Annotated in this window: 24 protein-coding genes; 7 read left to right on the top strand and 17 right to left on the bottom strand. The window is 65.8% G+C overall.

Going from position 1 to position 24373, the window contains the following annotated elements; all coding sequences use genetic code 11:
• Positions 1 to 39: 39 nt before the first annotated feature.
• Positions 40 to 861 carry a 3-hydroxybutyrate dehydrogenase gene (locus QW845_RS15960; protein WP_315802508.1) on the bottom strand — a complete coding sequence of 274 codons (822 nt, stop codon included), beginning with the start codon at positions 859 to 861 and terminating at the stop codon, positions 40 to 42.
• Between the two features lie 184 nt (positions 862 to 1045).
• Here QW845_RS15960 and QW845_RS15955 point away from each other — a divergent pair, with 184 nt between their 5' ends.
• Positions 1046 to 1942, top strand: a complete 897-nt coding sequence (locus tag QW845_RS15955; protein ID WP_315802507.1) for a LysR family transcriptional regulator — start codon at positions 1046 to 1048, stop codon at positions 1940 to 1942.
• Here QW845_RS15955 and QW845_RS15950 read toward each other — a convergent pair.
• Both QW845_RS15950 and QW845_RS15945 read right to left on the bottom strand, forming a co-directional pair.
• Positions 1930 to 2649: a peroxiredoxin-like family protein gene (locus QW845_RS15950; protein WP_315802506.1), complete on the bottom strand. Its 720-nt coding sequence runs from the start codon at positions 2647 to 2649 to the stop codon at positions 1930 to 1932. The two genes, QW845_RS15955 and QW845_RS15950, sit on opposite strands and share 13 nt — an antisense overlap.
• Before the next feature lie 85 nt (positions 2650 to 2734).
• Complete coding sequence (locus tag QW845_RS15945) at positions 2735 to 3016, bottom strand: hypothetical protein (RefSeq protein WP_315802505.1); 282 nt, start codon at positions 3014 to 3016, stop codon at positions 2735 to 2737.
• 238 nt (positions 3017 to 3254) lie between these two features.
• On the opposite strand from QW845_RS15945, the gene QW845_RS15940 reads away from it, so the two are divergent.
• The gene (locus QW845_RS15940) at positions 3255 to 3746 is read left to right on the top strand and encodes a cupin domain-containing protein (RefSeq protein ID WP_315802504.1); all 492 of its coding nucleotides are present in this window, start codon (positions 3255 to 3257) and stop codon (positions 3744 to 3746) included.
• A gap of 92 nt (positions 3747 to 3838) precedes the next feature.
• Positions 3839 to 5068 (top strand): MFS transporter, encoded by a 1230-nt coding sequence (locus QW845_RS15935; RefSeq protein WP_315802503.1) that lies wholly within the window; start codon positions 3839 to 3841, stop codon positions 5066 to 5068.
• On the opposite strand, the gene ccoS is transcribed toward QW845_RS15935, so the two are convergent.
• The 10 genes from ccoS to QW845_RS15885 form a co-directional block, all read right to left on the bottom strand.
• Complete coding sequence (gene ccoS, locus QW845_RS15930) at positions 5038 to 5223, bottom strand: cbb3-type cytochrome oxidase assembly protein CcoS (RefSeq protein ID WP_315802502.1); 186 nt, start codon at positions 5221 to 5223, stop codon at positions 5038 to 5040. The genes QW845_RS15935 and ccoS overlap by 31 nt on opposite strands.
• Positions 5214 to 7415: a cation-translocating P-type ATPase gene (locus QW845_RS15925; protein ID WP_315802501.1), complete on the bottom strand. Its 2202-nt coding sequence runs from the start codon at positions 7413 to 7415 to the stop codon at positions 5214 to 5216. The genes ccoS and QW845_RS15925 overlap by 10 nt, the downstream gene beginning before the upstream one ends.
• Before the next feature lie 13 nt (positions 7416 to 7428).
• Positions 7429 to 7929, bottom strand: coding sequence for a FixH family protein (locus QW845_RS15920; RefSeq protein WP_315802500.1), 501 nt, complete (start codon positions 7927 to 7929; stop codon positions 7429 to 7431).
• A gap of 17 nt (positions 7930 to 7946) precedes the next feature.
• On the bottom strand, positions 7947 to 9428 hold the full coding sequence (ccoG, locus tag QW845_RS15915; protein WP_315802499.1) for a cytochrome c oxidase accessory protein CcoG: 1482 nt from the start codon (positions 9426 to 9428) through the stop codon (positions 7947 to 7949).
• 111 nt (positions 9429 to 9539) lie between these two features.
• A complete protein-coding gene (gene ccoP, locus QW845_RS15910; RefSeq protein WP_315802498.1) occupies positions 9540 to 10412 on the bottom strand; it encodes a cytochrome-c oxidase, cbb3-type subunit III in 873 nt (290 codons plus the stop codon).
• Positions 10413 to 10418: 6 nt separating this feature from the next.
• The gene (locus tag QW845_RS15905) at positions 10419 to 10583 is read right to left on the bottom strand and encodes a cbb3-type cytochrome c oxidase subunit 3 (protein ID WP_315802497.1); all 165 of its coding nucleotides are present in this window, start codon (positions 10581 to 10583) and stop codon (positions 10419 to 10421) included.
• 18 nt (positions 10584 to 10601) lie between these two features.
• On the bottom strand, positions 10602 to 11336 hold the full coding sequence (ccoO, locus tag QW845_RS15900; RefSeq protein WP_315802496.1) for a cytochrome-c oxidase, cbb3-type subunit II: 735 nt from the start codon (positions 11334 to 11336) through the stop codon (positions 10602 to 10604).
• A gap of 11 nt (positions 11337 to 11347) precedes the next feature.
• The gene (gene ccoN, locus QW845_RS15895) at positions 11348 to 12994 is read right to left on the bottom strand and encodes a cytochrome-c oxidase, cbb3-type subunit I (RefSeq protein ID WP_315802495.1); all 1647 of its coding nucleotides are present in this window, start codon (positions 12992 to 12994) and stop codon (positions 11348 to 11350) included.
• A gap of 271 nt (positions 12995 to 13265) precedes the next feature.
• Positions 13266 to 13691: an HPP family protein gene (locus QW845_RS15890; protein ID WP_315802494.1), complete on the bottom strand. Its 426-nt coding sequence runs from the start codon at positions 13689 to 13691 to the stop codon at positions 13266 to 13268.
• Positions 13692 to 13728: 37 nt separating this feature from the next.
• Entirely contained in the window at positions 13729 to 14562 is an 834-nt protein-coding gene (locus QW845_RS15885) for a universal stress protein (protein ID WP_315802493.1), read from the bottom strand.
• Positions 14563 to 14863: 301 nt separating this feature from the next.
• Here QW845_RS15885 and fixL point away from each other — a divergent pair, with 301 nt between their 5' ends.
• The 4 genes from fixL to QW845_RS15865 all read left to right on the top strand — a co-directional run bounded on the left by fixL (position 14864) and on the right by QW845_RS15865 (position 18299).
• Complete coding sequence (gene fixL, locus QW845_RS15880) at positions 14864 to 16387, top strand: sensor protein FixL (RefSeq protein ID WP_409997920.1); 1524 nt, start codon at positions 14864 to 14866, stop codon at positions 16385 to 16387.
• Complete coding sequence (gene fixJ, locus QW845_RS15875) at positions 16380 to 16997, top strand: response regulator FixJ (RefSeq protein ID WP_315802492.1); 618 nt, start codon at positions 16380 to 16382, stop codon at positions 16995 to 16997. Before fixL ends, fixJ begins: the two co-directional genes overlap by 8 nt.
• A 77-nt stretch (positions 16998 to 17074) precedes the next feature.
• Positions 17075 to 17479, top strand: coding sequence for a response regulator (locus QW845_RS15870; protein WP_315802491.1), 405 nt, complete (start codon positions 17075 to 17077; stop codon positions 17477 to 17479).
• Between the two features lie 112 nt (positions 17480 to 17591).
• Positions 17592 to 18299, top strand: a complete 708-nt coding sequence (locus QW845_RS15865) for a helix-turn-helix domain-containing protein (protein ID WP_315802551.1) — start codon at positions 17592 to 17594, stop codon at positions 18297 to 18299.
• Between the two features lie 14 nt (positions 18300 to 18313).
• Here QW845_RS15865 and QW845_RS15860 read toward each other — a convergent pair whose 3' ends face one another.
• The 4 genes from QW845_RS15860 to QW845_RS15845 form a co-directional block, all read right to left on the bottom strand.
• Positions 18314 to 19639, bottom strand: coding sequence for an MFS transporter (locus tag QW845_RS15860; protein WP_315802490.1), 1326 nt, complete (start codon positions 19637 to 19639; stop codon positions 18314 to 18316).
• Positions 19640 to 19736: 97 nt separating this feature from the next.
• Positions 19737 to 20195, bottom strand: a complete 459-nt coding sequence (locus tag QW845_RS15855; protein ID WP_315802550.1) for a PRC-barrel domain-containing protein — start codon at positions 20193 to 20195, stop codon at positions 19737 to 19739.
• A gap of 47 nt (positions 20196 to 20242) precedes the next feature.
• Entirely contained in the window at positions 20243 to 22444 is a 2202-nt protein-coding gene (locus QW845_RS15850; protein WP_315802489.1) for an amylo-alpha-1,6-glucosidase, read from the bottom strand.
• Positions 22445 to 22516: 72 nt separating this feature from the next.
• Positions 22517 to 24280: an ABC transporter ATP-binding protein gene (locus QW845_RS15845; RefSeq protein WP_315802488.1), complete on the bottom strand. Its 1764-nt coding sequence runs from the start codon at positions 24278 to 24280 to the stop codon at positions 22517 to 22519.
• Positions 24281 to 24373 lie beyond the last annotated feature (93 nt).

The raw sequence follows: 24373 nt of genomic DNA, 5'->3' as shown, positions 1-24373 counted from the left end.
TGTTCGCAGACTTCAGGTCGTTGTTACATCGCCCGACCGTCAATGTGCGGTCCAACCACCATCGACCGGCAGGGCGACACCCGTGATCGATGCGGCGGCATCGCTGGCGAGAAAGACGGCAAGCGCACCGATCTCCTCCACCGTTGCGAAGCGCTTGTTCGGCTGTTGCGCCAGCAGGACATCGCGGATGACCTGATCGCGGGAGATGCCGTGCGACCTCGCCTGCCCGTCGATCTGCGCCTCGACCAGCGGCGTGTAGACGTAGCCGGGACAGATCGCATTGCAGGTGATGCCGATCTCGGCCGCCTCCAGCGCCGCGACCTTGGTGAGGCCGATGATGCCGTGCTTGGCAGCAACATAGGCCGATTTGAACGGCGACGCGACGAGGCCATGCGCCGAGGCGACGTTGACGATGCGGCCGAAGCCGTTCCGCCGCATCGACGGCAGCGCCAGCCGGATCGTGTGGAACGCCGACGAGAGGTTGATCGCGACGATGGCATTCCACTTGTCGACCGGAAACTCCTCCAATGGCGCGACGTGCTGAATGCCGGCGTTGTTGACCAGTACGTCGATACGACCGAACTCATGCAGGGCATCGTTGATCATTTGCTCGATTGCCGCGGGCTGCATCATGTCGGCCGCGGCATAGCCGGTCCGCACACCGAACTCGGCTGCAATATCCGACCGCATCCGATCGATGTCCTGCGGCGCGCCAAAGCCGTTCAGCACCACATGTGCTCCCGCGCCGGCGAGCGCCCGCGCGATGCCAAGGCCGATGCCGCTGGTCGAACCCGTGATCACCGCCACCTTGCCGGACAACGGACGTAACGAGGGCGGGGTCGTCATCGTATCTGCAGCCATGGACGTTCCTTCATCCGTTTCGAAGATTGCTCGATGCGAGAACAAACTGCCGGGCTGTCGCGACGAATGGAAATGCCGTTTGGCTCGCCCCACGATACGGTTTCGCTATCGCGATCGTTGATGCGATGCGCGGTCTGCTAGGATATTGATCCGGGACGTCGGCCCGGTCGAACGGAGCTCTCCCATGGAAATGCATCAGGTTCGGTATTTTCTTGCCGTTGCCCGGCTGCTGCACTTCACGCGCGCGGCCGAGGAATGCAACGTGACGCAGCCGTCGCTGACCCGTGCGATCAAGCAGCTCGAAGCCGAGCTCGGCGGCGATTTGTTCCGGCGTGAGCGGCCGGCCGCGCAACTCACAGAGCTTGGCCAGCGCATGCACCCACTGCTGAAGCAGTGCTACGAGGCCGCCGTCGGCGCGCGAACCCTGGCCTCGTCCTTCAAGAGCGGAGAGCTCGGCACGCTCCGGATCGCGCTCGCCGACTCGGTCGACCTTGCGCTGCTGATCCCGCTGCTCGATCAGCTGCAGCGCCAGTTCAACCAGCTCGAGCTCAGGTTTCTGCGCGGCAGCAGCCGCATGATCGCAGAGCATCTGAAGAACGGCGAAGCAGAGCTCGGCATCGCCTCGGAGATCGACGAGACCTGGGATCGGCTGGATGTCTGGCCTCTCTTCACGGAGGACTTCGCGCTCGCCGTGAGCAGCCGGCACCGGCTGGCGGGGCAGGACGCGATCACGATCGATGATCTCAGTGGCGACGCGCTGCTCTGCCGCAACTACTGCGAACATGCGGACAGGTTGCGCACGCTGCTCCGCGAGCGCGGCGTCGACCTCGGACGAACTCATGACGTCCACTCCGAACGCGACCTGATCGCGCTGATGGAAGCCGGAGTCGGCATCGGTGTGGTGCCGCAAACGACCGCGCTGCCGGAGACCCTGCATCGGGCCACCGTCGACGGACTCGACGTGCGGCGCACCGTGCATCTCTACGGCGTTGCCGGACGTGAACGCACGGCGGTTGCCTCGACCGTGATGCGCATGCTGCGCGGCAGGAACTGGCAGGAATGGCTCGGTCAGCTGTCCTGAGCTGCGGCCTGGCGAAGCGCTTCGACCAGATCGTCGATCTCCATCCGCTTGCGGAAATCAGGATCGACGAAGCGCGCCTTCACGAGGCCGTCACGCCCGACCACGAAGGCAGCCGGGATGGGCAACACCCAGCCGTCATTGCCGTGGAAGCTCGCCAGGTCCTGGTGCGCCAGCAGTTGCTGGATCTCACGACCAAGCCAGATCGCGAGGTTGAGCGACAAGGCATAGCCGTTGTCGAGATCCGTCAACACCGGGAAGGTGGCGCCGGCGTCCGACTTGAACTGCTGCGTGAACGCCTGGAGCTCCGGCATGATCGCGACGATCGCGCCGCCCGCGGCGTCGATGCGCTGCTGCGCCTTGATCACCGCGCGAACGTTGAGCCGGCAATAGGGACACCAATGGCCGCGGAAGAACATCACGGCGACCGGCCCCCGGACGAGGCAGGATTGCAGGCTCACCAGGCGGCCAGCCTCATCGGGCAGGACGAAGGGCGGCATCGTCTCACCGGGCCGCGGCGCAGTCTCGCCGCCACCGTTTTCTCCGAGCCGCGCCACCAGGCGGTCGACGGCGGACGCATAGGCCGGAAAGATCTCGCGACCCGCAGCGGCATAGGCCTCGAGTTGCTGTCGCAGGGTGCCCTGTATCTCCCTGCATTGCAGGAAGGCCTGTCTGAGCCGCTCGGCATCCGCGGGTGAAAGCACTGTCATGAGCTGCTCCGGCACGTTCAGGACCCCAACCATGATAGTTTCCCGGGCAAGCCGACCACAAGGGCGGCCTGCCCGGCTGCCGCGCTCAGGGCCGGTAGAAATTGCCGGTGGGATCGAGCATGCCGGACGTCGAATAGAGCTGCCCGTCGCTCATGAAGAAGACAGTGTTGTTCGGCACCTTCCTGGCGTGGCGCATCATGGCCCGATGATTGGCGTCGCCGGTGGCCATCGTCATCATGCTGGTCTTGCCGGCGCTGTAGACATAGGCCATGCCGGGCGCGAGATCGAGGCCGCCTTGCGCGACGGCTGCGGTGGCAGAGACCGCGACCACGGCCGCGGCAATCAAGGTCTTGGACAGGCGGGTCATGGATATCTCCTCCTCATGAATGCTGTCGCCCGTCATCGGGCGCTCGCATTACAAGCGTGAGCTGCCCTGCTTGAGAAATGCCGTTGTCCAATCGCGAGGATAGCGCCCGCCTATCGATAGCGGCGGTCTATCGGCTCCAGAGAAAGTATGCATTTCCATCACGTGCTCTGCTCCCCGATGGTGCGCCTCGCGATGCCCGCTCGGCGCGGGCCGCTGTTCCATCAGAGGAGACCATGACATGTTGATGCAGATCGCAGCTATACGCACGCGCCGCCTGAGCGCTGCTTTCGTCCTGGCCGTTGCTACGACGGTGATCGCGGCGTCCGGCGCCCGCGCCGGCGAGTGTCCGGCTGACAAGATCAAGGCCGGCGTGCGCGAGAAAACCGACGTCAAGGCGGTCGGCGTGACCGACGTCACCCTTGGCGCGATCGATCTCGCCAAGCAGCCCGCCAATCTCAAGGACCGCGAGTTGCGCTTCCGCAAGCTGACCATCGCGCCGGGCGGCATCGTGCCGTGGCACAGCCATGACGATCGCCCGGCGCTGATCTTCGTTCAGCAGGGCGAGATCGTCGAATATGCCAGCAACTGCGCCGAGCCGATCCTGCACAAGGCCGGAGATCTGAGAGCCGAGGTGTTCGGCACGTCGCATTGGTGGAAGAACGACGGCAACGAGACGGTCATCCTCTATGTCGGCGACGTTCGCAAGGATCCGCACGACCATAACATGTAGATCGCGTACCTCCGCCAGCCGCCTTCGGATCGCCCCTTCAGGCAGGCGATCCGGACACGGCCGCGTTGCGCTGTCGAGCCGAGGAGATTGCGATGACGGATATGTCCGCACGGTTGCCGATTGGAGCCGGCCATGTGAATGCACGAACGGCGGCGCGGCGCGCGGTCCTGGTCGGCCTGCTCGCCTTTTTCAGCCTCGTCGATCTGTTCGCGGCGCAGGCAATGCTGCCGGTCCTCACACGCTACTATCAGGTCAGCGCGGCCGAGATGGGGCTCGCCGTCAACGCCTGCACGCTGGGAATGGCGATCGCGAGCCTGGTCATCGGCCTGCTCAGCCCGCTGATCGATCGCCGGATCGGCATCGTTGCCAGCCTTGCCCTGCTCGCCGGCTTCACCGCACTGCTCGGCAGCGCGCCGGACCTCTCCATCTTCGCAGGCTTGCGCATCCTGCAGGGCCTTTGCATGGCCTCGGCGTTCGCCCTCACCCTGGCCTATCTCGGCGAGCAGTGCAGCGCCGGCGAGGCCGGCGGCGCCTTCGCGGCGTATATCACGGGCAACGTCGCCAGCAATCTGGTCGGGCGGCTGCTCTCGGCCGGTCTGACCGGCGCCCTCGGCCTCAAGCCGACCTTCTACGTCTTCGCCGCGCTCAATGTCTGCGGCGCCCTGCTCGCCGCGTTCGCGATCGGCGGCGCGGCCATGCCTGCGGCGGCAGCAACGCGGCTGCGCGGCGCGGCCATCATCGACCACCTGCGCGACCGCCGCCTGCGCGCGGCCTTCGGCGTCGGCTTCTGCGTCCTGTTCGCCTTCATCGGCGCCTTCACCTTCGTGAACTTCGTGCTGGTGCGGCCGCCGCTGTCGCTCGGCATGATGGAGGTCGGACTGGTGTATTTCGTCTTCCTGCCGTCGATCGCCACCACGCTGCTGGCGGGCCGGATGGTCGCAAGGATTGGCACACAGGGCGCGATCTGGGGCGCACTCGCGACCGCAGGCCTCGGCCTCGTCCTGATGCTGTCGTCACGGCTCGGGGCGGTGCTGGCCGGCATGGTGCTGGTCGGCGCCGGCACGTTCTTCGCCCAGGCGGTGACCACAGGCTTCGTCGGAAAGGCCGCCACGCACGATCAGGGTGTCGCCAGCGGACTCTACCTCGCCAGCTATTTCGCCGGCGGCATCGTCGGCACGGCCGTGCTCGGGCAGTTGTTCGACCGGTTCGGCTGGACGGCCTGCGTCGCAGGCATCGCCGCCGCGCTGGGGATCGCGGGATACCTGGCGCGCTGGTTGACGCCGCCGGACGCTCAGGACCGGCTCGGCGCCGGCTCGGGCTGAGACGGCGGGGCCTGCTCATCGTCGTCGGCGATGGCGCGCCAGGCCGCCCCTTCGAGATCCTCATACTGGCCGCTCTTCAGCGACCAGAGAAAGCCGACCAGGCCGGCCAGGCCGAGCGCCAGAGCGAGCGGGACGAGAATGATCATCACTTCCATGACGCGGCCTCCCCGGCCACCTTGCGGGCACGTAGCGCATTCAGCATGACGATGATCGAGGAGCCGGACATCGCGGCTGCCGCGATCAGCGGGGTGACGACGCCGCTGATCGCAAGCGGCACCGCCAGGACGTTGTAGCCGACTGCGAGCCATAGATTCTGCCGCATCAGATGCAGCGCCTTGCGCGCGTAGTCGATCGCGGCCAGCACCGGCGCCAGGGGACGACCGAGGAAGACGAGATCGGCGGTGGCCTGGCTCAGATGCGCGGCCGAGATCGGCGACATCGAGACGTGCGCGGCGGCGAGCGACGGCGCGTCGTTCATGCCGTCGCCGACCATCATGACCTTGACGCCCGCGCGCTTCAGCTCCTCGATAACAGCGATCTTGTCGGCCGGCGTGACGCCCGCGCGCCACGCGCCGATGCCGAGCGCCTTGGCGGCCGCGGCCACCGCCGCCTCGCGATCGCCCGAGAGGATCTCGACCTTGATGCCGCGCCGCTGCAGGCCGGCGACGATCTTGGCGGCGTCAGGGCGCAGGCCCTGGCGCACCGAGAACAGGTACCTGCTATCGCCGCGGCTGAAGGCCACCACCGAGGCCTCGGGATCGACGCCCTTGGTCTGCGCAACCAGCGCCTCGGCGCCACAGAAGGCCGGACGTCCCAGCCTGATCTCGACGCCGTCGACGACGGCCCGGACACCCTGGCCCGGCTCCTCGACCGCGCCCATCAGCGGCGACCGCGCATTGGCGGCCTGGGCCACCGCCGCGGCCACCGGATGATGGCTCGACAGCGCGAGCTGGGCGGCCAGCGCGAACACGTCTGCAGGAATGTCAGCGGCGTTGACGACCTCGAGCTCCGGCAGCGTCAAGGTGCCGGTCTTGTCGAAGATGACGTGATCGGCCTCGGCGAGGCGCTCGATCGCATCGCCCGCATTGAGCAGCACGCCGGACTTGAACATCGCGCCCGACGCCACCGTCTGCACGGTGGGAATCGCAAGCCCGAGGGCGCAGGGACAGGTGATGATCAGCACCGCGATGCCGGTGACGATGGCATCGTGCCAGCTCGCGCCCATCAGCACCCAGCCGAGCACGGTGAGCGCCGCCGTCGCGTGCACGACCGGCGCATAGAGCCGCGAGGCGCGGTCGGCGAGCCGCATGTAGCGCGAGCGCGCCTGCAGCGCGTTGTCGAGCAGGCGCGTGATCTCGGCGAGCAAGGTGCCCTCGGCGGCGGCGGAAACCCGGACACGCAGCGTGCCGGAAATGTTGAGCGAACCGGCATAGACGGCGGTCCCCTGCTCGGCCGGTACGTACAGCGTCTCGCCGGTGATCAGGCTCTGGTCGATCTCGGAGCGGCCCTCGACCACGACACCGTCGACGGCGCAGCGCTCGCCGGGCCGCAGCAGCACTAGATCGCCGGCGCGGACGGCGGCGACCGGCACCTCCGAAATCTCGTCGGGACCGATGAACTTGGTCGCGGTCTCCGCCTTCAGCGCGGCGAGATTGCCAGCGACCGCGCGGGTCCTCCGCCGCATGCTCTGGTCGAGATAGCGGCCGACCAGCAGGAAGGTCAGCAGCATGATCGCGGCGTCGAAATAGGCGTGCTCGGCGTGATGAAACGTCTCGACGATCGACATGCCCAAGGCCAGGATCACGCCGATGCAGATCGGCACATCCATGTTGACGTTGCCGGTCTTCAAGGCGCGCCACGCCGAGCGGAAAAACGGCTGGCCGGCATAGGCCGCGGCCGGCAGCGCGATCACGGCCGACAGCCAGTGGAAGAAGTCGCGCTGCTCGGGCAGCATGTCGCTGCCGTTGCCGGACCACACCGGGATCGACAGCATCATCACGTTCATGGTCGCGAACGCGGCGACACCGAGACAGCGCAGCAGGAAGCGCGATTCCTCCGCCTCGGTGGCCTCGGCGCTCGCCTTCTCGAACGGATAGGCCTTGTAGCCGAGCTCGGCGAGGCGATCGATGAACCTGGCCGGATCGAGCGTGCCCTGCTTCCACTCCAGCGCGACACGGCGGTCGGTGAGATTGACGCGCGCAAGCGTCACGTCGGGCAGCGCGGAGAGGCCGCGCTCGATCTTGGCCATGCAGCCGGCGCAGCTGACACCCTCGACCGCGAGGTCGATGTGCTTCAGGCCGGCGCCGAGATCCTTGACGTAATGGGAGAAGTCACGCGTCACATGCATGATCGGACGTCCTTCAGTTCAGCAGCACGCGGTTCTTCGACAGGAACAGGCGGCGGCCGCTGGAATCGCCTTCGAGCACGAGGTCCCACTGGCCCGGCGCGATCGCCTCCGCGGTGCCGCGATAGATGCCGCCGCCGATCTCGGCCAGCGCGACCTCCTGGTCGGCGCGCTTGTCGGCCGGACGCTCGAGCCGGCCCTGGAAGATCAGGCCAGACAGCGGATTGCCGCTCGCATCGCGTGCGTTGACCTGCACCACCGCCGCACCGCCTGCGCCGCGCTCGATATGCGCCTCGACCTGCCAGCGCCGCGCCTCCTGGGCGCGCGCCGCCGCGATCTCGTTCTCGTAGCCGAGGCTGGCGCTGTAGGCGCTGTCGACCTCGGTGCCTGGCAGGGTCGAGATCGCCGCCGTCATCATGTAGACGTTGACGCCGATCACCGTCCCGAAGAAGGCGAGAAGCATCGCGAGCACCATGCCTCCGGTCAGCTGGAAGGAAGGATTGGAACGGCTGGCCATTGACGGGCTCCCTTGCTCTACGGGCTGACGAAATTGTCGGTGGCGGAGGCGACGACGCCGAGACCGATATCCGTCACATGGAACTTCACCGGAATCGACTTCTCGGGATTGCTCTCTTCGGGCGCGGTCACCAGCAGGCGCAGCTCCTCGGTCTGGTCGCGTCCGATCACGATCATCGGCCGGTCCGGGGTCACGGAATCGGCGCCGACGACGTGGACGGCGGCGTTGGCCGGCCCTTCGATGTCGATGGCGATGACGCGATCGAAGCCGTGCTTGTTGAGGACGCGCACCGTATAGGCATTGCGGATCGAGCCGTCGGACAGCTTGATCGCGATCGGGTTGCGATCGTGCAGCACGTTGACCTCGAGCAGCGACCGGGTCGCGAGCTTGTAGACCATGGCACCGCCGACCACGGCGATGATCGCGGCATAGACAATGGTCCGCGGGCGCACGAGCTTGTAGATCGGCGGCTTGCCTTCCTGTCGGCGATGAATGTTGATGTCGTTGTCATAGCCGATCAGCCGCGTCGGGCGGCCGATCTTGGTCATGACGGTATCGCAGGCGTCGATGCAGAGGCCGCACTGGATGCAGTCCATCTGGGCGCCGTCGCGGATGTCGATGCCGGTCGGGCACACCGCCACGCATTGCTTGCAATCGATGCAGTCGCCGGCAGGCTGGCCGAGCGCGCGCAATTCGGCGGCCTTCTTGACCGACATGCGGCTCTCGCCGCGGTCATAGCGGTAGGTGACGTTGAGCGCCCATTCGTCGGTCAGCGCCGCCTGGATGCGCGGCCACGGGCACATATAAACGCAGACCTGCTCGCGCATGAAGCCGGCGAGCGTGTAGGTCGTCGCGGTCAGGATCGCGATCCAGACATAGGCCAGCATCGGCCCCTGGAAGGTGACGAGATCCTTCACGAGCGTAGGCGCATCTCTGAAATACAGCACCCAGGCGCCGCCGGTCCACCACGCGATCATCAGCCAGATCGAATGCTTGAGCACGAGCTCCGAAATCCGCTCCAGCTTCATCGGGTCGCCGGAGGCATCCTTCTTCATGCGCTCCCGGCGGTCGCCCTCGATCAGGCGCTCGACGGCATAGAACAGGTCGGTCCACACTGTCTGCGGGCACAGATAGCCGCACCAGATGCGGCCGCCGATCGCGTTCATCAGGAACAGGCCGATGGCGGCGATGATCAGGAGGCCGGTGAAGTAGTACACCTCCTGCGGCCACAGCTCGATGAAGAAGAAATAGAAGCGGTGGTTCGGGAAGTCGATCAGCACCGCCTGGTCGGGCGCGCCGAGACCGCGATTCCAGCGCACGAACGGCAGGAAATAATAGACGCCGAGACAGAAGCCCATCAGGCCCCATTTGATCCGGCGGAAAGTGCCCGAGACGCTCTGCGGATAGACCTTCTTGTGCGCAGCATAGAGCGGACCGTAATCGTCCACCTGTTGCAGATCTTGGGGCTGCAGGTCGTCCGGTTTTACCGTCTGGTTCATGGCTGGCGGATCATGGCTGGGGTCTTCTCGCAGTTGCGGCCGAAGGTATGTCCACCTCCGGCCGCTCAGTTGATCCAGCTCAATTGAAGGGAAAGTTCCGTTGGATTTCCGTTACTTTCCGCCGCCCAGCGAGTGGACATAGACCGCCATCGCCTTGATCGTGGTCGGGTCGAGACGGCCCTCCCAGGCCGGCATGACACCGGCGCGACCGTTGGTGATGGTCTCGATCAAGGTCGCCTCGTCGGAGCCGTACAGCCAGATCTTGTCCGTGAGGTTCGGCGCGCCGAGCTCCGGATTGCCCTTGGCGTTGTCGCCATGGCAGGCCGCGCAGTTCTCGGCGAAGATCTTGGCGCCGGCCTTGGCGTCATAGCCCGGCCGGGTCGGCAGGCCCGCCAGCTCGCGGACGTAGTTGGCGACCGTGATGATTTCCGCCGGCTTCAGGACACCGTCCTTGCCGAAGGCGAGCATCTGGCCCTCGCGGGTCTTCGGGTGCCCCGAGCGCACGCCGTACAGCAGGGTCTGCTGGATCTGCTCCAGCGAGCCGCCCCACAGCCAGTCGTCGTCGTTCAGGTTCGGGAAGCCCTTCGCACCGGCCGCGCCGGTACCGTGGCAGGCGGCGCAGTTGTCGCCGAACACGGTCTTGCCCTTGGCACGCGCCAGGGCAAGCATCGCCGGATCCTTCTCGATGTCGGCGAGCGAGGCCGTCGCGAGCGCGGCCATCTTGGCGCCGCGGATCTTCTCGAGATTGGCAAGCTCGACCGCCACGTCCGCACGGGACGAGTAGCCGAACATGCCTTGCGTGTTGCTGGAGATCAGCGGCCAGGCCGGATACACGATCCAGTAGCCGATCGCCCAGACGATGGTGATGTAGAAGGTGATCACCCACCACCGCGGCAGCGGGGTGTTGAGCTCCTTGATGCCGTCCCAGACGTGGCCGGTCGTGGCCGTGCCCGTGACGCTGTCAACTTCGTTGTGGTCAGCCATGATGAATTACTCCTCCCGCAACGGCATGCTCGCCGCCTCGTCGAAAGCGGCCTTGTTGCGAGGCCAGAGGGCATAGGTCACGATCGCGAGGAAAATCGCGACGAAGATCGGGGTCCACAGCGTCGTCACGAGTGACGACGCGATGTTTTCCACTGCAATGATGGGCTTCATGATGCTCGCCTCTCGATCTCAGCGCAGATTGGCTTTTTCGTTGTAGATCTTGAAGTCCACCAGCGTGCCGAGCATCTGCAAGTAGGCCACCAGCGCATCCATTTCAGTCGGCGCACCCGCCTTGCCGTCGAAGTTGCGCACCACCGCCTTCGGATAGCGCTTGACCAGCGCCTCCGCGCCGGCACCGTCCGGATCGACCTGCGCCTTGAGGTCGGCGGCGGCGTTGGCGATCTGGTCGTCGGTGTAGGGCACCCCAACCATCCGCAGCGTCTTCAGATGGTCGGCGATGTTGTCCGCGTCGAGCTCGGTCTCCTTCAGGAAGGGATAGCCGGGCATGATCGACTGCGGAACGATGGCGCGCGGGTTGGTCAGATGGGTGACATGCCAATCGTCGGAGTACTTGTTGCCGACGCGGGCGAGGTCAGGCCCCGTGCGCTTGGAGCCCCACTGGAACGGGTGGTCGTACATGCTCTCCGCGGCGAGCGAGAAGTGGCCGTAACGCTCCACTTCGTCGCGCAGCGGACGAATCATCTGCGAGTGGCAGAGATAGCACCCCTCGCGGACATAGATGTTGCGGCCGGCCAGCTCGAGCGGCGTGTAGGGCCTGACGCCGTCGACCGCCTCGATCGTGCTCTTCAAGTAGAAGAGCGGAGTGATCTCGACGAGGCCGCCGATCGCGACCACCAGCAGGATGCCGATGACCAGGATGATCGAGTTCTTCTCGAAGACTTGGTGTCGTTGCCAGAAAGACATGATTGGTTACCTCACTCCGCCGGCTGAAGGGCGACGGGCGACTGAACTTCTTCCTCACCGACACGGACCGTCATCCAGAGATTGTAGGCCATGATCAGCGAGCCGATGACGAACAGTGCACCGCCGGCTGCGCGGATGATGTAGAAGGGATGCATCGCCTCGACGGTCTCGATGAACGAGTACTCGAGGAAGCCGAGCGCCGTGTAGGACCGCCACATCAGACCCTGCAGGATGCCCGAGACCCACATCGCGGAGATGTAGAGCACGATGCCGAGCGTGGCCGTCCAGAAGTGCCAGTTCACGAGCTTGAGGCTGTAGAGACCCTTGCGGTTCCAGATCCACGGCACCATGCAGTACAATGCGCCGAAGGACACGAAGCCGACCCAGCCGAGCGCACCGGAGTGCACGTGACCGATGGTCCAGTCGGTGTAGTGGCTGAGCGAGTTGACAACCTTGATCGACATCATCGGACCTTCGAAGGTCGACATGCCGTAGAAGGCGACCGACACGACCAGCATGCGCAGCACGGGGTCAGTCCGCAGCTTGTCCCATGCGCCCGACAGCGTCATCAGGCCGTTGATCATGCCGCCCCAGGAGGGCATCCACAGCATGATCGAGAAGGTCATGCCGAGGGTCTGCGTCCAGTCCGGCAGCGCCGTGTAGTGCAGGTGGTGCGGGCCGGCCCAGATGTAGAGGAAGATCAGCGCCCAGAAGTGGATGATCGACAGCCGGTAGGAATAGACCGGACGCTCCGCCCGCTTCGGGATGAAGTAGTACATGATGGCGAGGAAGCCGGCGGTCAGGAAGAAGCCGACCGCGTTGTGGCCGTACCACCACTGGAACATCGCATCCTGTATGCCGCCCCAGGCGATGTAGGACTTGGAGCCGAACAGCGACACCGGCAGCGACGGATTGTTGCCGAGATGCAGCATCGCGATCGTGACGATGAAGGCAAGGTAGAACCAGTTCGCCACGTAGATGTGCGGCTCCTTGCGCTTGATGACCGTCACCAGGAACACCAGGAGGTAGACCACCCAGACGATGGTGAGCCACAGGTCGGAGTACCACTCCGGCTCGGCATATTCCTTCGACTGCGTAACGCCGAGCAGATAGCCCGTGCCAGCGATCACGATGAAGAAGTTGTAGCCCAGCACCACGAACCACGGCGCGAGGTCGCCGGCCAGACGGGTCCGACAGGTCCGCTGCACGACGTAGAACGAGGTCGCGATCAGCACGTTGCCGCCGAAGGCGAAGATGACCGCCGAGGTGTGCAGCGGGCGCAGGCGACCGAAGCTGATCCACTGCAGATCGAAGTTCAGCGCCGGCCATGCCAATTGCGAGGCAATGATGAGACCGACGGTGAAGCCGGCAATGCCCCAGAACATCGCCATGATCGCGCCGAGCTTGATCGGACCGAGATTGTAGTTCGGTCGGCCATTGATCTCCTGCGGCGGCAGCTCGCCGCGCTCGAAGTAGCGGTTGAGGATGAAGAAGACGGACGCCGCGCTGGCGGCAGCCGCGAGCGAGGCGTGGAACGCGAAGGCCGTATCCAGTGCCTTCGCCGCAGCGAAGACGCACAGGAAGGCGGTGACGGCAAAAGTGAGCGACAAGCCACTTTCGCCGATGGTCATGGATTTTGTGGATGAGGACGCGCTCATGCGGAATCTCGCTGAAAGAACACGAGCCCAGCAACCACAATCGTTCACACGTGGAATTGATCGAAATCAACTTTGCGACCGGCTCGCCGTAAAGACTGGGAATGTTGCAGAACCAGCCGGAGGGAACCAGGACCGCGGCAGAGTACGATCCCGGCGATGCATGATCCGATGCAAAGAGCCAGAGAGGCCCGCACGCGGCACACGTGCGGGCCTCATCTTCCAGACGTTGGCACAAGGCCTGAGATCAGGTCTTCAGATCAGGTCCTCGCGATCATTCCTTGGCGGCGGCGGCCAGAGCCCTGACGATATCCTCGCGGGCGACGATCCCGACGACCCTGTTGTCGCCGTCGGTCACGGGAAGGCTGCGGATACGATGCTCGACCATCAGTTGCAGCACGCGCGTCAGCTTCGTATCCGGCCTGACATAGATGAACTCGGACGTCATCACGTCGGCGACCGTCCGGTTCATCAGGTCCGTATAGCGCGGCAGCATCTGATTTGGCGTGAACGCAAAGCATTTCAGCACGTCGAACTTGGTGACGATGCCGATCACCTCGTCGTTCTCGACGACGGGGTAGGTGTTGAAATCGTCGCGGTCGAACATCTCGCCGAGCTCGCGGATCGTCGTCTCCCGGGTCACGGTCGTGACGTTCCGCGTCATGTAGTTGCCGGCGGTTTCCTCGAGAAATCTATACAAGGCGGCAATCCTGTTCTCGAATGAAGCGGGTCGAATTTCAGTGCGACAGCAGAACGCAACGCTCGCTGCGCGTCATCAGATGCTCGGTGACCCCGCCGAGCACGAGCTCGCGGAATCGGGAATGGCCATAGGCGCCCGCCACGACGAGACCGGCCGAAACATCGGCGGCGACGGCGTCGAGCGTAGCCGCAACGTTGCGCCCCGGCCCCGGTTCCGCGATGCGCGCCGATGCGACGATCTTGTGACGGCCGAGCCATGCGACAACGTCCGCAAGACGCGCCTCGCAGGCGTCATATTCCGAGGTGTTCTCCGGGATCTCGGCGACCACGACGCCGCTCGCCCTGGCGAGCAGCGGCAGGGCATCGGCCAAAGCGCGGCGCGCCTCCGGTGTCTCCTTCCAGGCCACCAGCACGGTCCCGAGATCGAGGCTGCTGACGTTGTCCGGCACCACGAGCAGCGGGCGCCCGGCCTGCATGACAAGATCCTTGGGATTGGCCACCGCGAACGCATCGGACACCCCGGGCGGCACGCCGCCGGTGACGAGAATGTCGGCGGCACGGGCCTGCGCCAGCACGTAGCGCGCGGGGAAATCCACGGCGCTGCGCCAGCTCAACGACGCAGCCCGGTCACCCACTGCGGTGCGGAACTCCTGCTCGAGCTCGGCCAGTCGATTCCGCAGCGCGGCCTCACCCTGCTCGATCAGATCCTGCGCCTGCTCGCCGGTCGTGAAGTACAGCGGCGGCGCGAATTCCGCGGCCGCAACGCCGATGACAGCTGCGTCAAAGCGCGCCGCCAGGTCGGCCGCGACCCGAAGGCGGGCCTCATTCGGCTGACTGAGCGCAAGGCTCACCATGACAGTCGCGAACGTCATCCCGCCTCTCCAAACATTGCTTCCATGCAACTCTTAGAGGTGAAATCGCCTGCCGTGATGAGATAGATCAAGGTGCGGCGCGGGAGCATGGACGGCAGGACACCGTTGCAACCCGACCCAGGATCGGAGAAAGCCTTGAATTGTCGAACCAAAGTTTAAGTCGGCCCGGGTTGCAACGGCGCAATCTGGTATAGGATACCGCGGTGGTCGGCCTCCCGGCTGCGGCGGTAACGGCGAATCGGATAACGGCGAATCGGATAACGGCGAATCGGATAACGGCGAATCGATCAAAGGCTTCGAATTGCGCGACTTCACCCACCCCTTCCCGGATGCATCCGCCAGGCCCGAGGACGCTCCCGAGGACGCTCGGAGGCTGGGCTTCGGCGCGTGGGATCTCGATCTGGCCTCGGGCGAGTTCTACTGGTCGGTGACGACGCGGAAGCTGTTCGGCGTGGCGGCCGATCAGCCGGTGACCTACGGCTCCTTCCTGGCGCTGCTCGCGCCCGAGGATCGCGCGCCGGTCGAGGCGGCGATCGAGGATTCGCGCCATCGGAGCACCGGATTCGACATGTCGTTCAAGGTGTCCGGCGGCGGGCACTGGATTCGCGTGCTTGCCGGCGTGGTGCCCGACGAGGCCGGCACGCCGCATCATCTGCGCGGCATCGCCCTCGACATCGACCAGGAGAAGCGGCTGGAGGAGACGCTGCGGCTGCGCGAGCAGCATTTCCGCTCGATCCTGGACACCGTGCCGGACGCGATGATCGTGATCGACGGCAGCGGCACGATCCAGTTCTTCAGCTCCGCGGCGGAGCGGATGTTCGGCCTCACCGAGGCAGAAGCGGTCGGCCTCGACGTCAGCGAATTGATGCCCGAGCCGGACCGCTCGCGCCATGCCGGCTACCTCACCCGCTACCATGCCAGCCGCGAGCGCCGTATCATCGGCATCGGCCGCATCGTGACCGGCCGCCGCCGCGACGGCACGACGTTCCCGATGCATCTGTCGATCGGCGAGATGCAGTCCGGCGGCAAGCCCTATTTCACCGGCTTCGCCCATGATCTCACCGAGCATCAGCAGACCCAGGCACGGCTGCGCGAACTGCAGTCGGAGCTGGTCCACGTGTCGCGCCTCAGCGCCATGGGCGAGATGGCCTCGGCGCTGGCCCATGAGCTGAACCAGCCGCTCGCCGCGATCAGCAATTACATGAAAGGCTCGCGCCGGCTGCTGGCCGGCAGCAGCGATCCGAACACGCCCAAGATCGAGAGCGCGATGGAGCGCGCCGCCGAGCAGGCGATTCGCGCCGGCCAGATCATCCGCCGTCTGCGCGACTTCGTCTCGCGCGGCGAATCGGAGAAGCGGGTCGAGAGCCTGTCGAAGCTGATCGAGGAAGCCGGCGCGCTCGGCCTTTCCGGCGCCCGCGAGCAGAACGTCCAGCTGCGCTTCCAACTCAATCCGGATGCCGATCTCGTGCTCGCCGACCGGGTCCAGATTCAGCAGGTCCTGGTCAATCTGTTCCGCAATGGGCTCGAGGCGATGTCTCATTCCGCACGCCGCGAGCTCAGTGCGACGAATCGCAAGATCAGCGACGACTTGATCGAGGTTGCGGTGTCCGATACCGGAACGGGATTCCACGACGACGTCATGCCCAACCTCTTCAAGACCTTCTTCACCACCAAGGACACCGGAATGGGAGTCGGCCTCTCGATCAGCCGGTCCATCATCGAGGCCCATGGCGGGCGCATGTGGGCCGAGAACAACGAAGCGGGCGGCGCGACGTTCCGCTTCACCCTGCCGGCTGCCCCAACCAAGGTTGAGCACGATGGCTGAACAGGCCAAGGTCTATGTGATCGACGACGACGAGGCGATGCGGGACTCGCTGAACTTCCTGCTCGATTCATCAGGCTTTGACGTCACGCTGTTCGAGAACGCGGAGGTCTTCCTCGGCCGACTGCCGATGCTCCCTTTCGGCTGCGTCGTCTCGGACGTGCGGATGCCCGGCATCGATGGCATCGAGCTGCTCAAGCGCATGAAGGCCGCCGGCAGCAGCTTTCCGATCCTGGTGATGACCGGCCATGGCGATGTGCCGCTCGCGGTCGAAGCGATGAAGCTCGGCGCGATCGATTTTCTGGAGAAGCCGTTCGAGGACGAGCGACTGGTCGCCATGATCGAAACGGCAATCCAGCAGGCCGAGCCGGCCGCGAAGAACGAATCGGTCACGCAGGACATCCTGGCGCGCGTCGCCAGCCTGAGCCCCCGGGAGCGCCAGGTGATGGATGGGCTGATGGCCGGCCTCTCCAACAAGCTGATCGCGCGCGAATACGACATCAGCCCGCGCACCATCGAGGTCTACAGGGCCAACGTGATGACCAAGATGGGAGCGAACAGCCTCTCCGAGCTGGTGCGTCTGGCGATGCGCGCAGGCGCGCTGAAGGATTGAGCTAGATCAAGCTACCTTGACAGAATCGAGTGTTATGTTGTGCCTCGGTTCAACATCACATTCTCGCGGCACGTGCGATGTCGGCTCACACAAAACTCACGGTCTACGTGGCCGACGACGATGCTGATGTCCTCGGCTCGCTGCGCTTTCTGCTGGAGGCCGACGGCTTCGACGTGCGCACGTTTCGCAGCGGCACCGCGCTGCTCAAGGCGTCCGACCACGCGTCCGTCGACTGCTTCGTGGTCGACTACAAGATGCCGGAGATCAACGGGGTCGAGCTCGCCGAACGGTTGCGTCAGCAGGGGGCCACCGCTCCGGTGGTGCTGATCACCGGCCATTACGATGACCGGCTTGCGGCGCGCGCGGCGGCCGTCGGGATCCAGGATTTCCTGCTCAAGCCGCTGCTCGACGACAATCTGGTGAAGCGGATCCGCAAGGCGATCACCAACGACCATTCCGGTACCGCCCAGCGCGTCGTCTGACCCGGCCGGCCTACGTACATCTACGTAAGGGACCCCCCTTAAGATAACGGCCGAAATGTCCTTAACGGGGGCCGCAATGTACCACATCGCCATCCGCCGCAAGGAGATGGTCATGCTCAATCAGTCGATTACCCACCCGGTCGTCACCACCAACGCCCCCCACGCCGTCCCCTCTGCTGTCGTCCCTTCTCCTGCCGCCAATCCCTTTGCCGAGATCACCGGTCATGCCGGGCTGATCGCCAGCGAGTTCTCCTACAAGAAGGACGAGGAGATCTATGGCGAGGACGAGCCGGCCGAGTACGTCTACCAGGTGATCTCCGGCGCCGTTCGCAGCTACAAGCTGCTCTCCGACGGCCGCCGCCAGATCGGCGCCTTCCATCTTCCCGGTGACGTTTTCGGCCTCGAATTCGGCTCGATGCACCGTCTCGCCGCCGAAGCCATCATCGACACCACCGTGCGCCTGGTGAAGCGCCGCAGCCTCGAACAGGCCGCAGGTGTCGACGTCGCGGTCGCCCGCAAGCTCTGGACCATGACGGCCGGCGATCTCCGCCATGCCGAGGACCACATGCTGCTGCTGGGCCGCAAGACCGCGATGGAGCGCGTCGCGACCTTCCTGCTCGAGATGGACCGCCGCCTCGCCGTCGCCGGCATGATGGCGCTGCCGATGTGCCGCCGCGATATCGGCGACTATCTCGGCCTGACCCTGGAGACCGTGTCGCGCGCGCTGTCGCAGTTGCACAGCCAGGGCGTTCTCGGCTTCTCCGGTGCCCGCCAGATCGTGCTGCGCAACCGCCAGCGCCTGCGCAGCATGGACGCCTGACGCGCCCTGCCCGTTCATGCCCTGCGCTCGCGCTGCCCGGTCTCCGGCATCAAGAGCGCGATCAAGAGAAGACCTGTCAGCGCCACGCCTGACAGACCCATGAATGCAGTGGCGCTGCCGTAGCGGTCGCTGGCGAAGCCGGCGACCACGGTGGACAGCGATCCGCCGATCCCGGATGCCGTCCCGACGATTCCCTGAGCCAGATTGAAATGTCCGCTGCCGAAGGCGACGTCGGCCACCGTCAGCGGAATCATGACGGCGAACACGGCCGCCGTGACGCCGTCGAAGATCTGCACCGCCACCAGCACGTAGGGATCGTGCACGACCGCGAACAGCGCGCCGCGCGTCGCGAGCGCGGCAAACCCCAGCATCAGCAGCGGCCTGCGGCCCCATTGCTGCGCGACCGCGCCGACCGAAGGCGAGGTCAGCGCCACGATCGCCTGCGGCACCACGATGCAGAACGCGATCAGCATCGGCGCCCACTCGCTCGATTTCGTCGTCACCACGCCGGCCATCAGCGGCAGCATCGCCGCATTGGCGAGCTGCAGCAGGAACACGCCGAGCGCGAAGACGAGCAGCGCGCGCGGGCGCAGCAGGCCGAGCAGGTTCGACAGCCGCGCGACCTCCTTGTCCTCGTGATCGGCCTGGCCGTGCGCCCGCGCGACGTCGATCTCGCGCTCGCGGATGCGCGACAGCGCGATCAGCGTCGGAAAGGCGAGAATGAAGGTGACCAGGAACACGGCGCGGCTGGACAGCAGATAGCCGCAGGTGCCCATCACGGCCGCAGCCACGCCGTTGCCGAGCGACGCGAACCGCGCATTGCGGCCGAGCCGCTCCGCCATGCCGCGCGGCCCGACCAGGCCGAGGCTGATCGCCGCGATCGCAGGTCCGAGCACGCAGCTCGCCGCCGCATGCAGCGTCGCGGCACCCGCGACCACGGGAAAGATCGGCCAAGCGGCATAGGCGAGTGCGCAGCAGCCGATGGTCGCGATGGCAAGACCGGCGACGCGGCGCTCGGACCGGGCCGCATCGATGATCGCGCCGCCCGGCATCTGCCCGATCAGCCCGACGATGCCGCCGATCGACAGCACCAGGCCGATCTGGGCCTGCGTCCATTTCTGCGTCGTCAGATAGACCGCGATGAAGGGACCGAAGCCGGTCTGCACATCGGCCAGGAAGAAGATGAACCAGTCCAGCCCGCGCAGGCTCTGCCGCGACGGCGCAGGTCTCGCAATCGTCGGGCCATGATCCTGCCCTGCATCCGGACGCGCGCCCGCCTCTGCCGCGCCGTCAGGCTCGGGCTCCCGGTCAGGTGATCTCGACGGCCGTGCAATCGGCATGGCTTTCTATTCTCAACTCATGAGGCTGACGGGACAGAACATCCCCCACCGTGTTCCGCTGCACGCGCAGGCCGGACCGGCAATCTCACGCATCAACTCAATGATCGAAATCCCAGGGTGACAGCTTGCCGGACGCGCCGAGCACGACGACGGGCTTGTCCTCCTTGTATTCGGGCGCGGCCTTCACCTGCTCCTTGGTAAGGTCGAGCGTGACCTGGTCGCTCTTCTCCGCGATGTGCTTGAAGTCGAGCGCGGTCCAGTCGACCACGATCTTGCGGCTGCCGACGCCGAGGAAGCCGCCGAAATCGATCACCGCGGCGCGCACCGTCCCGGTGGGATCGACGATGACATCGACGATGTGGCCCATGTCCTCGCCGGTCGAGCTGCGCACGTCGCGGCCGAGCACGCCATGCGCGTCGCGCGCGCCGAGGATCGTGACCGAGGGCGGCGGTGCCGGCTCCTTTGCGGGCGCCGCTGCGTCCCTGGCAGGCGGTGTCGGCGACGGCTGCTGCGCATGCCCATCGCCTGCATACGAACCGATCAGCAGCGGCAGCATGACGAGGCAACTGCGAGCAGCCCGGCGAAGAGTGTGTTTCAGCGTCATCATTGCGCCAGCACCAGCGAGACCTGGATCTGACCGCGCCGCCGCAGCACCTCCATCGAGATATCCTCGCCGTGGCGGCGAATGCGCAGGTCGATCGTCGAGCTGCCGAGCCGGAGATCGCGCAGCACAACCCAGTCGAGGAAAGGCGGCAGCCGCGGATTGCGCAGACGGATCTGGCCGCGCTCGGCGTCGAACTCGAGTCCGAGGGCCGCTTCGAGCAAGGTGAACGGCGTCGCGCTGGCCCAGGCCTGCGGCGCGCAGGCCACCGGATAGAGCGTCGGGCCGCGATGCTTCTCCCGCCGGAAGCCGCAGAACAGCTCCGGCAGCCGGCGCAGATCCATGTAGGACGCCGCTTCGAACAGGCCGCCGAACACCTGCTCAACCGCATGCTTGAGGCCATAGCGCGACAGGCCGAGCGCAATCAGCGCGTTGTCATGCGGCCAGATCGATCCATCGTGATAGGACATCGGATTGTAGCGCGCTTCGCCGCAGGCCACGGTGCGGATGCCCCAGCCCGAGAAGAAATGCGGCCGCAGCAGGTCAGCGGCGAGCTTGCGGGCGCGGTCCTCGCGCACCATGCCGCTGAACAGGAGCTGCCCCGCGTTGGACGTCCGCACCCGGCACGGCTGCTTGTGGCCGTCGAGCGCCAGCGCATAGGTGTTCAGATCCTCGCACCAGAAGGCGTCCTCGAACCGTTCCGCGAGACGGGCGGCCTCGGCCTGGAGCCGGTCCGCCATCTCGGCCTTGCCGAGCCGACGGGCGCAACGCGCCGCCAGCTGCTTGCCGGCAAAGACATAGCCCTGCACCTCCGCAAGCGCGATGTAACCTTCCGCGAGGCGGGCGTCGGCATGGAACACCGCGTCGTAGGAATCCTTCCAGCCCTGGTTGGCGAGGCCCTGCTCGGAGGCGCGCTGATATTCGACGAAGCCGTCACGATCGGGATCGCCGGGTCCGTCGATCCAGCGCAACGCCAGCTCGATCGCCGGCCAAAGCTCGCGCAGGGTGTCGATGTCGCCGGTGCGCTCGATGTAGAGGCCGGCGAGCAGCACGAACAGCGGGGTGGAGTCGACGCTGCCGTAGTAGCAGGCGAACGGCACCTCGCGCAGCGCCGCCATCTCGCCGCCGCGCATCTCGTGCAGGATCTTGCCGGGCTCGGCATCGGCCAGCGGATCGGTCGTGCGCGCCTGATGCACGGCGAGCCGCCGCAGCACGCCGCGGGCGATGCGCGGATCGACCCACAGCATCTGCATCGCCGTAATCAGCCCGTCGCGGCCGAACGTCGTCGAGTACCAGGGAATGCCGGCATAGGGATAACGTCCTTCCGGCGTGTCGGTCATCAGGATGTTGAGGTCGGCCGCCGCCTGGCACAGCACCTCGTTGAGGATGTCGTTGGAGGTCTCGATGGTGGTGGCGCCGTGCGTGCAGCGGCGCATCTCGCGCCGATGGGCGAGCAGGCTCCGAAAGAAGCGCCCCGGCCGCTCGCCGGCCTTGGCGTTGCACATCACGGCCACGAACAGGGACGCAGATTCCTGCGGCGCAAGATCGAAATGATAGGTCGCGACATTGGTGGTGAGACTGGTCGGACGCGGATCGAAGCTCATATCCGTGGTGCGTGTGACATTGTCCAGCCCACGATAGTGAAGCACGACCTCGCCTGGATCGACCAGCCGGCTCGAGCCGACCCCGCGGCGGGGCCGCACCGAGCCCCGCACCTCGAACAGGTCGGCAAAATCGTTGTCGAACGTGAGCTTGAGATCGAAGCTGGCGTGGCGATCACCATGGTTCTGCAGCCCGATGCGCTGATAGGCCGTGCCATGCCAGAGAAAGATCGTCCGCACGATGTGCAGCATGTCCTTCGGCAGCACCAGGCGGCCCTGGCTGTAGATGTCGGGATTGGTGAGATCGACGGTCAGCGCGGAGTTGTCGTCACGCAGGCTCGAGCCGAGCAGCAGGGGCTGAACGTCGTCCAGCGTCAATTCGAGGCGCGCGAGATAGCGCGTATCGGCGTTGAAGAGACCGTCCGGTCCGCCGGCCGAGGCGCCGATGTCGCCATGGCCGTCGAGGACGATGAACGTATCGTCATGCTTGAGCGAGCGCCGCGGCCGTGCCGCCGGCCCCGTCATGGGAATGTAGAACGGCTGCTCGGCAGGCTCGTCCGTCCGGGTGATCAACGACAGTGTGCTTGCGACTTCGGCGGACATGTTGGCCTCATGCGATATTGAAGTGCCCGGACAACCGAGAGTGCACGTTCTCGACGCGATCCGACGCAACGATCAGGCGGCGAACTTGGCGAGCCGGTTCATCTCCTGGGTCACGAGGTCCCGATACGGGCCTTCGTCCTGCATCAGCCGGTCGGGCGCGCCGTCCTCGATGATCCTGCCCGATTTCAGCACCACCACGCGGTCAAAATTCCGCAATGTCGCGAGGCGGTGCGCGATCGCGATGACGGTGCGGCCGCGCATCAGGCGGCTCAACGCCTCACGGATGGCCTCCTCGGACTCGCTGTCGAGCGCTGCCGTCGCCTCGTCGAGCAGCAGGATCGGCGCGTCCTTGAGGAAGGCCCGCGCGATCGCGATGCGCTGGCGCTGTCCGCCCGACAGCTTGACGCCGCGATCCCCGACCATTGTCTGCAACCCCTCCGGCAGCGTCTCGACGAAGTCGCAACGCGCCGCGATCGCCGCCCGCAACACCTCATCGTCGGTCGCACTCGGACGTCCGTAGCGGATGTTTTCCAGGATGGAGCGATGGAACAGCGAGATGTCCTGCGGCACCACCGAGATCGCCTCGCGCAGGCTCTGCTGGGTGACCTTGGCGATGTCCTGGCCGTCGATCGTGATGTGACCGGCTTGCGGATCATAGAACCGTTGCAGCAGCGTGAACAGGCTCGACTTGCCGCCGCCGGACTGACCGACCAGGCCGACGCGCTGGCCGGGCTGCAGCCGCAGCGTGAAATTCTCGAACAGCTTGTGGCCGCCCGGATAGTGGAAGGTGATGTTGTCGAACGCGATCGCCGCGCCGCTCTTGACCAGCGGCTCGGCCTCGGGGTGATCGCGCAGCTCGTGCGGCTGCAACAGGGTCGCGATCGCCTCGCTCATGCGCGCCACATGCTGGGTGACGTCGACCAGCGCGACCGCGAGATCGCGCGTCGCGTTGAGAATGCAAAGGCCGAGCGTGCAGACCAGCACGACGTCGCCGGTCGTCGCCCCGCCCCGCTGCCACAGCGAAATCGCCCAGGCCATGAGCGCGACCGTCAGCACGATCGTCACCGTGGCGTGCAGAATGCGCAGCTTCTCGAGGTAGCGGAGACTGCGCCCCCGCGCCTCGAGCTCCCTGTCGATGGTCGCGTCGAACCGGTCGTGCTCGTGGCGCAGGCCGCAGAAGGCGCGCACCAGCGGCATGTTCGAGATCACGTCGACCATCTCGCCGTCGACCATCGCCGCCTTGTCGGCGAAATCGTCGTGCAGCGGCTTGCCGGCGGCGGCCAGACGGAACATCGCCACCACCATCATGGCCGCGATCAGCAGCAGGCCGATCGCCATCGGACCGCTCACGGTTCCGATCAGGCAGATGGCCGCGACCGTGGCGAGGCATGGCGGCAGCACGTTCCACATGAACATGTTCTCGACGGTGAACACCGCGTTCGACGTGGCCGTGATCCGGCTCGACAACATTCCCGGCAGGCGATCGCCGAAATAGCTCGGCGCATGCCCAGTGAGATGACGGAAGATGTCGCGCCGAAGATCTCCGGTCACGCGCACGAAGGTGGAGCTCGCGATCCAGCTCGCGACGCGCCAGAGAATGTTGTCGGTCGCAATCAGCGCCATCAGCAGCACGAACGCGGTCCAGACATTGCTGTCACGCGACGGCCCGGAGGAGAGAGCGTCGACCAGCGACTTCACACCATATTGCGTGCCCACCGAGCAGGCAACTGCACCGACGACGGACAGCAGGATAATGAGATGCGCTGCAGGGCGCCTCATGAGATAGCGCAACACGAAAGGAAAGGGCCGGTGCGCGTAGCCTGAAAGCTGATCCATGATCTTCCCATTGAGATGAGCGCGTCGTTGCGACACCTGTTGCGGCGAGTTGAACGATGAACAGTTTGTCCGGTTCCTTGCGCTGCCGCGCTG

The sequence above is a fragment of the Bradyrhizobium sp. SZCCHNS3002 genome (assembly GCF_032377435.1).
Classification (GTDB): domain Bacteria; phylum Pseudomonadota; class Alphaproteobacteria; order Rhizobiales; family Xanthobacteraceae; genus Bradyrhizobium.
Note: the sequence above shows the minus strand (reverse complement) of the source record. Positions and strands in the feature narration are given on the sequence as shown.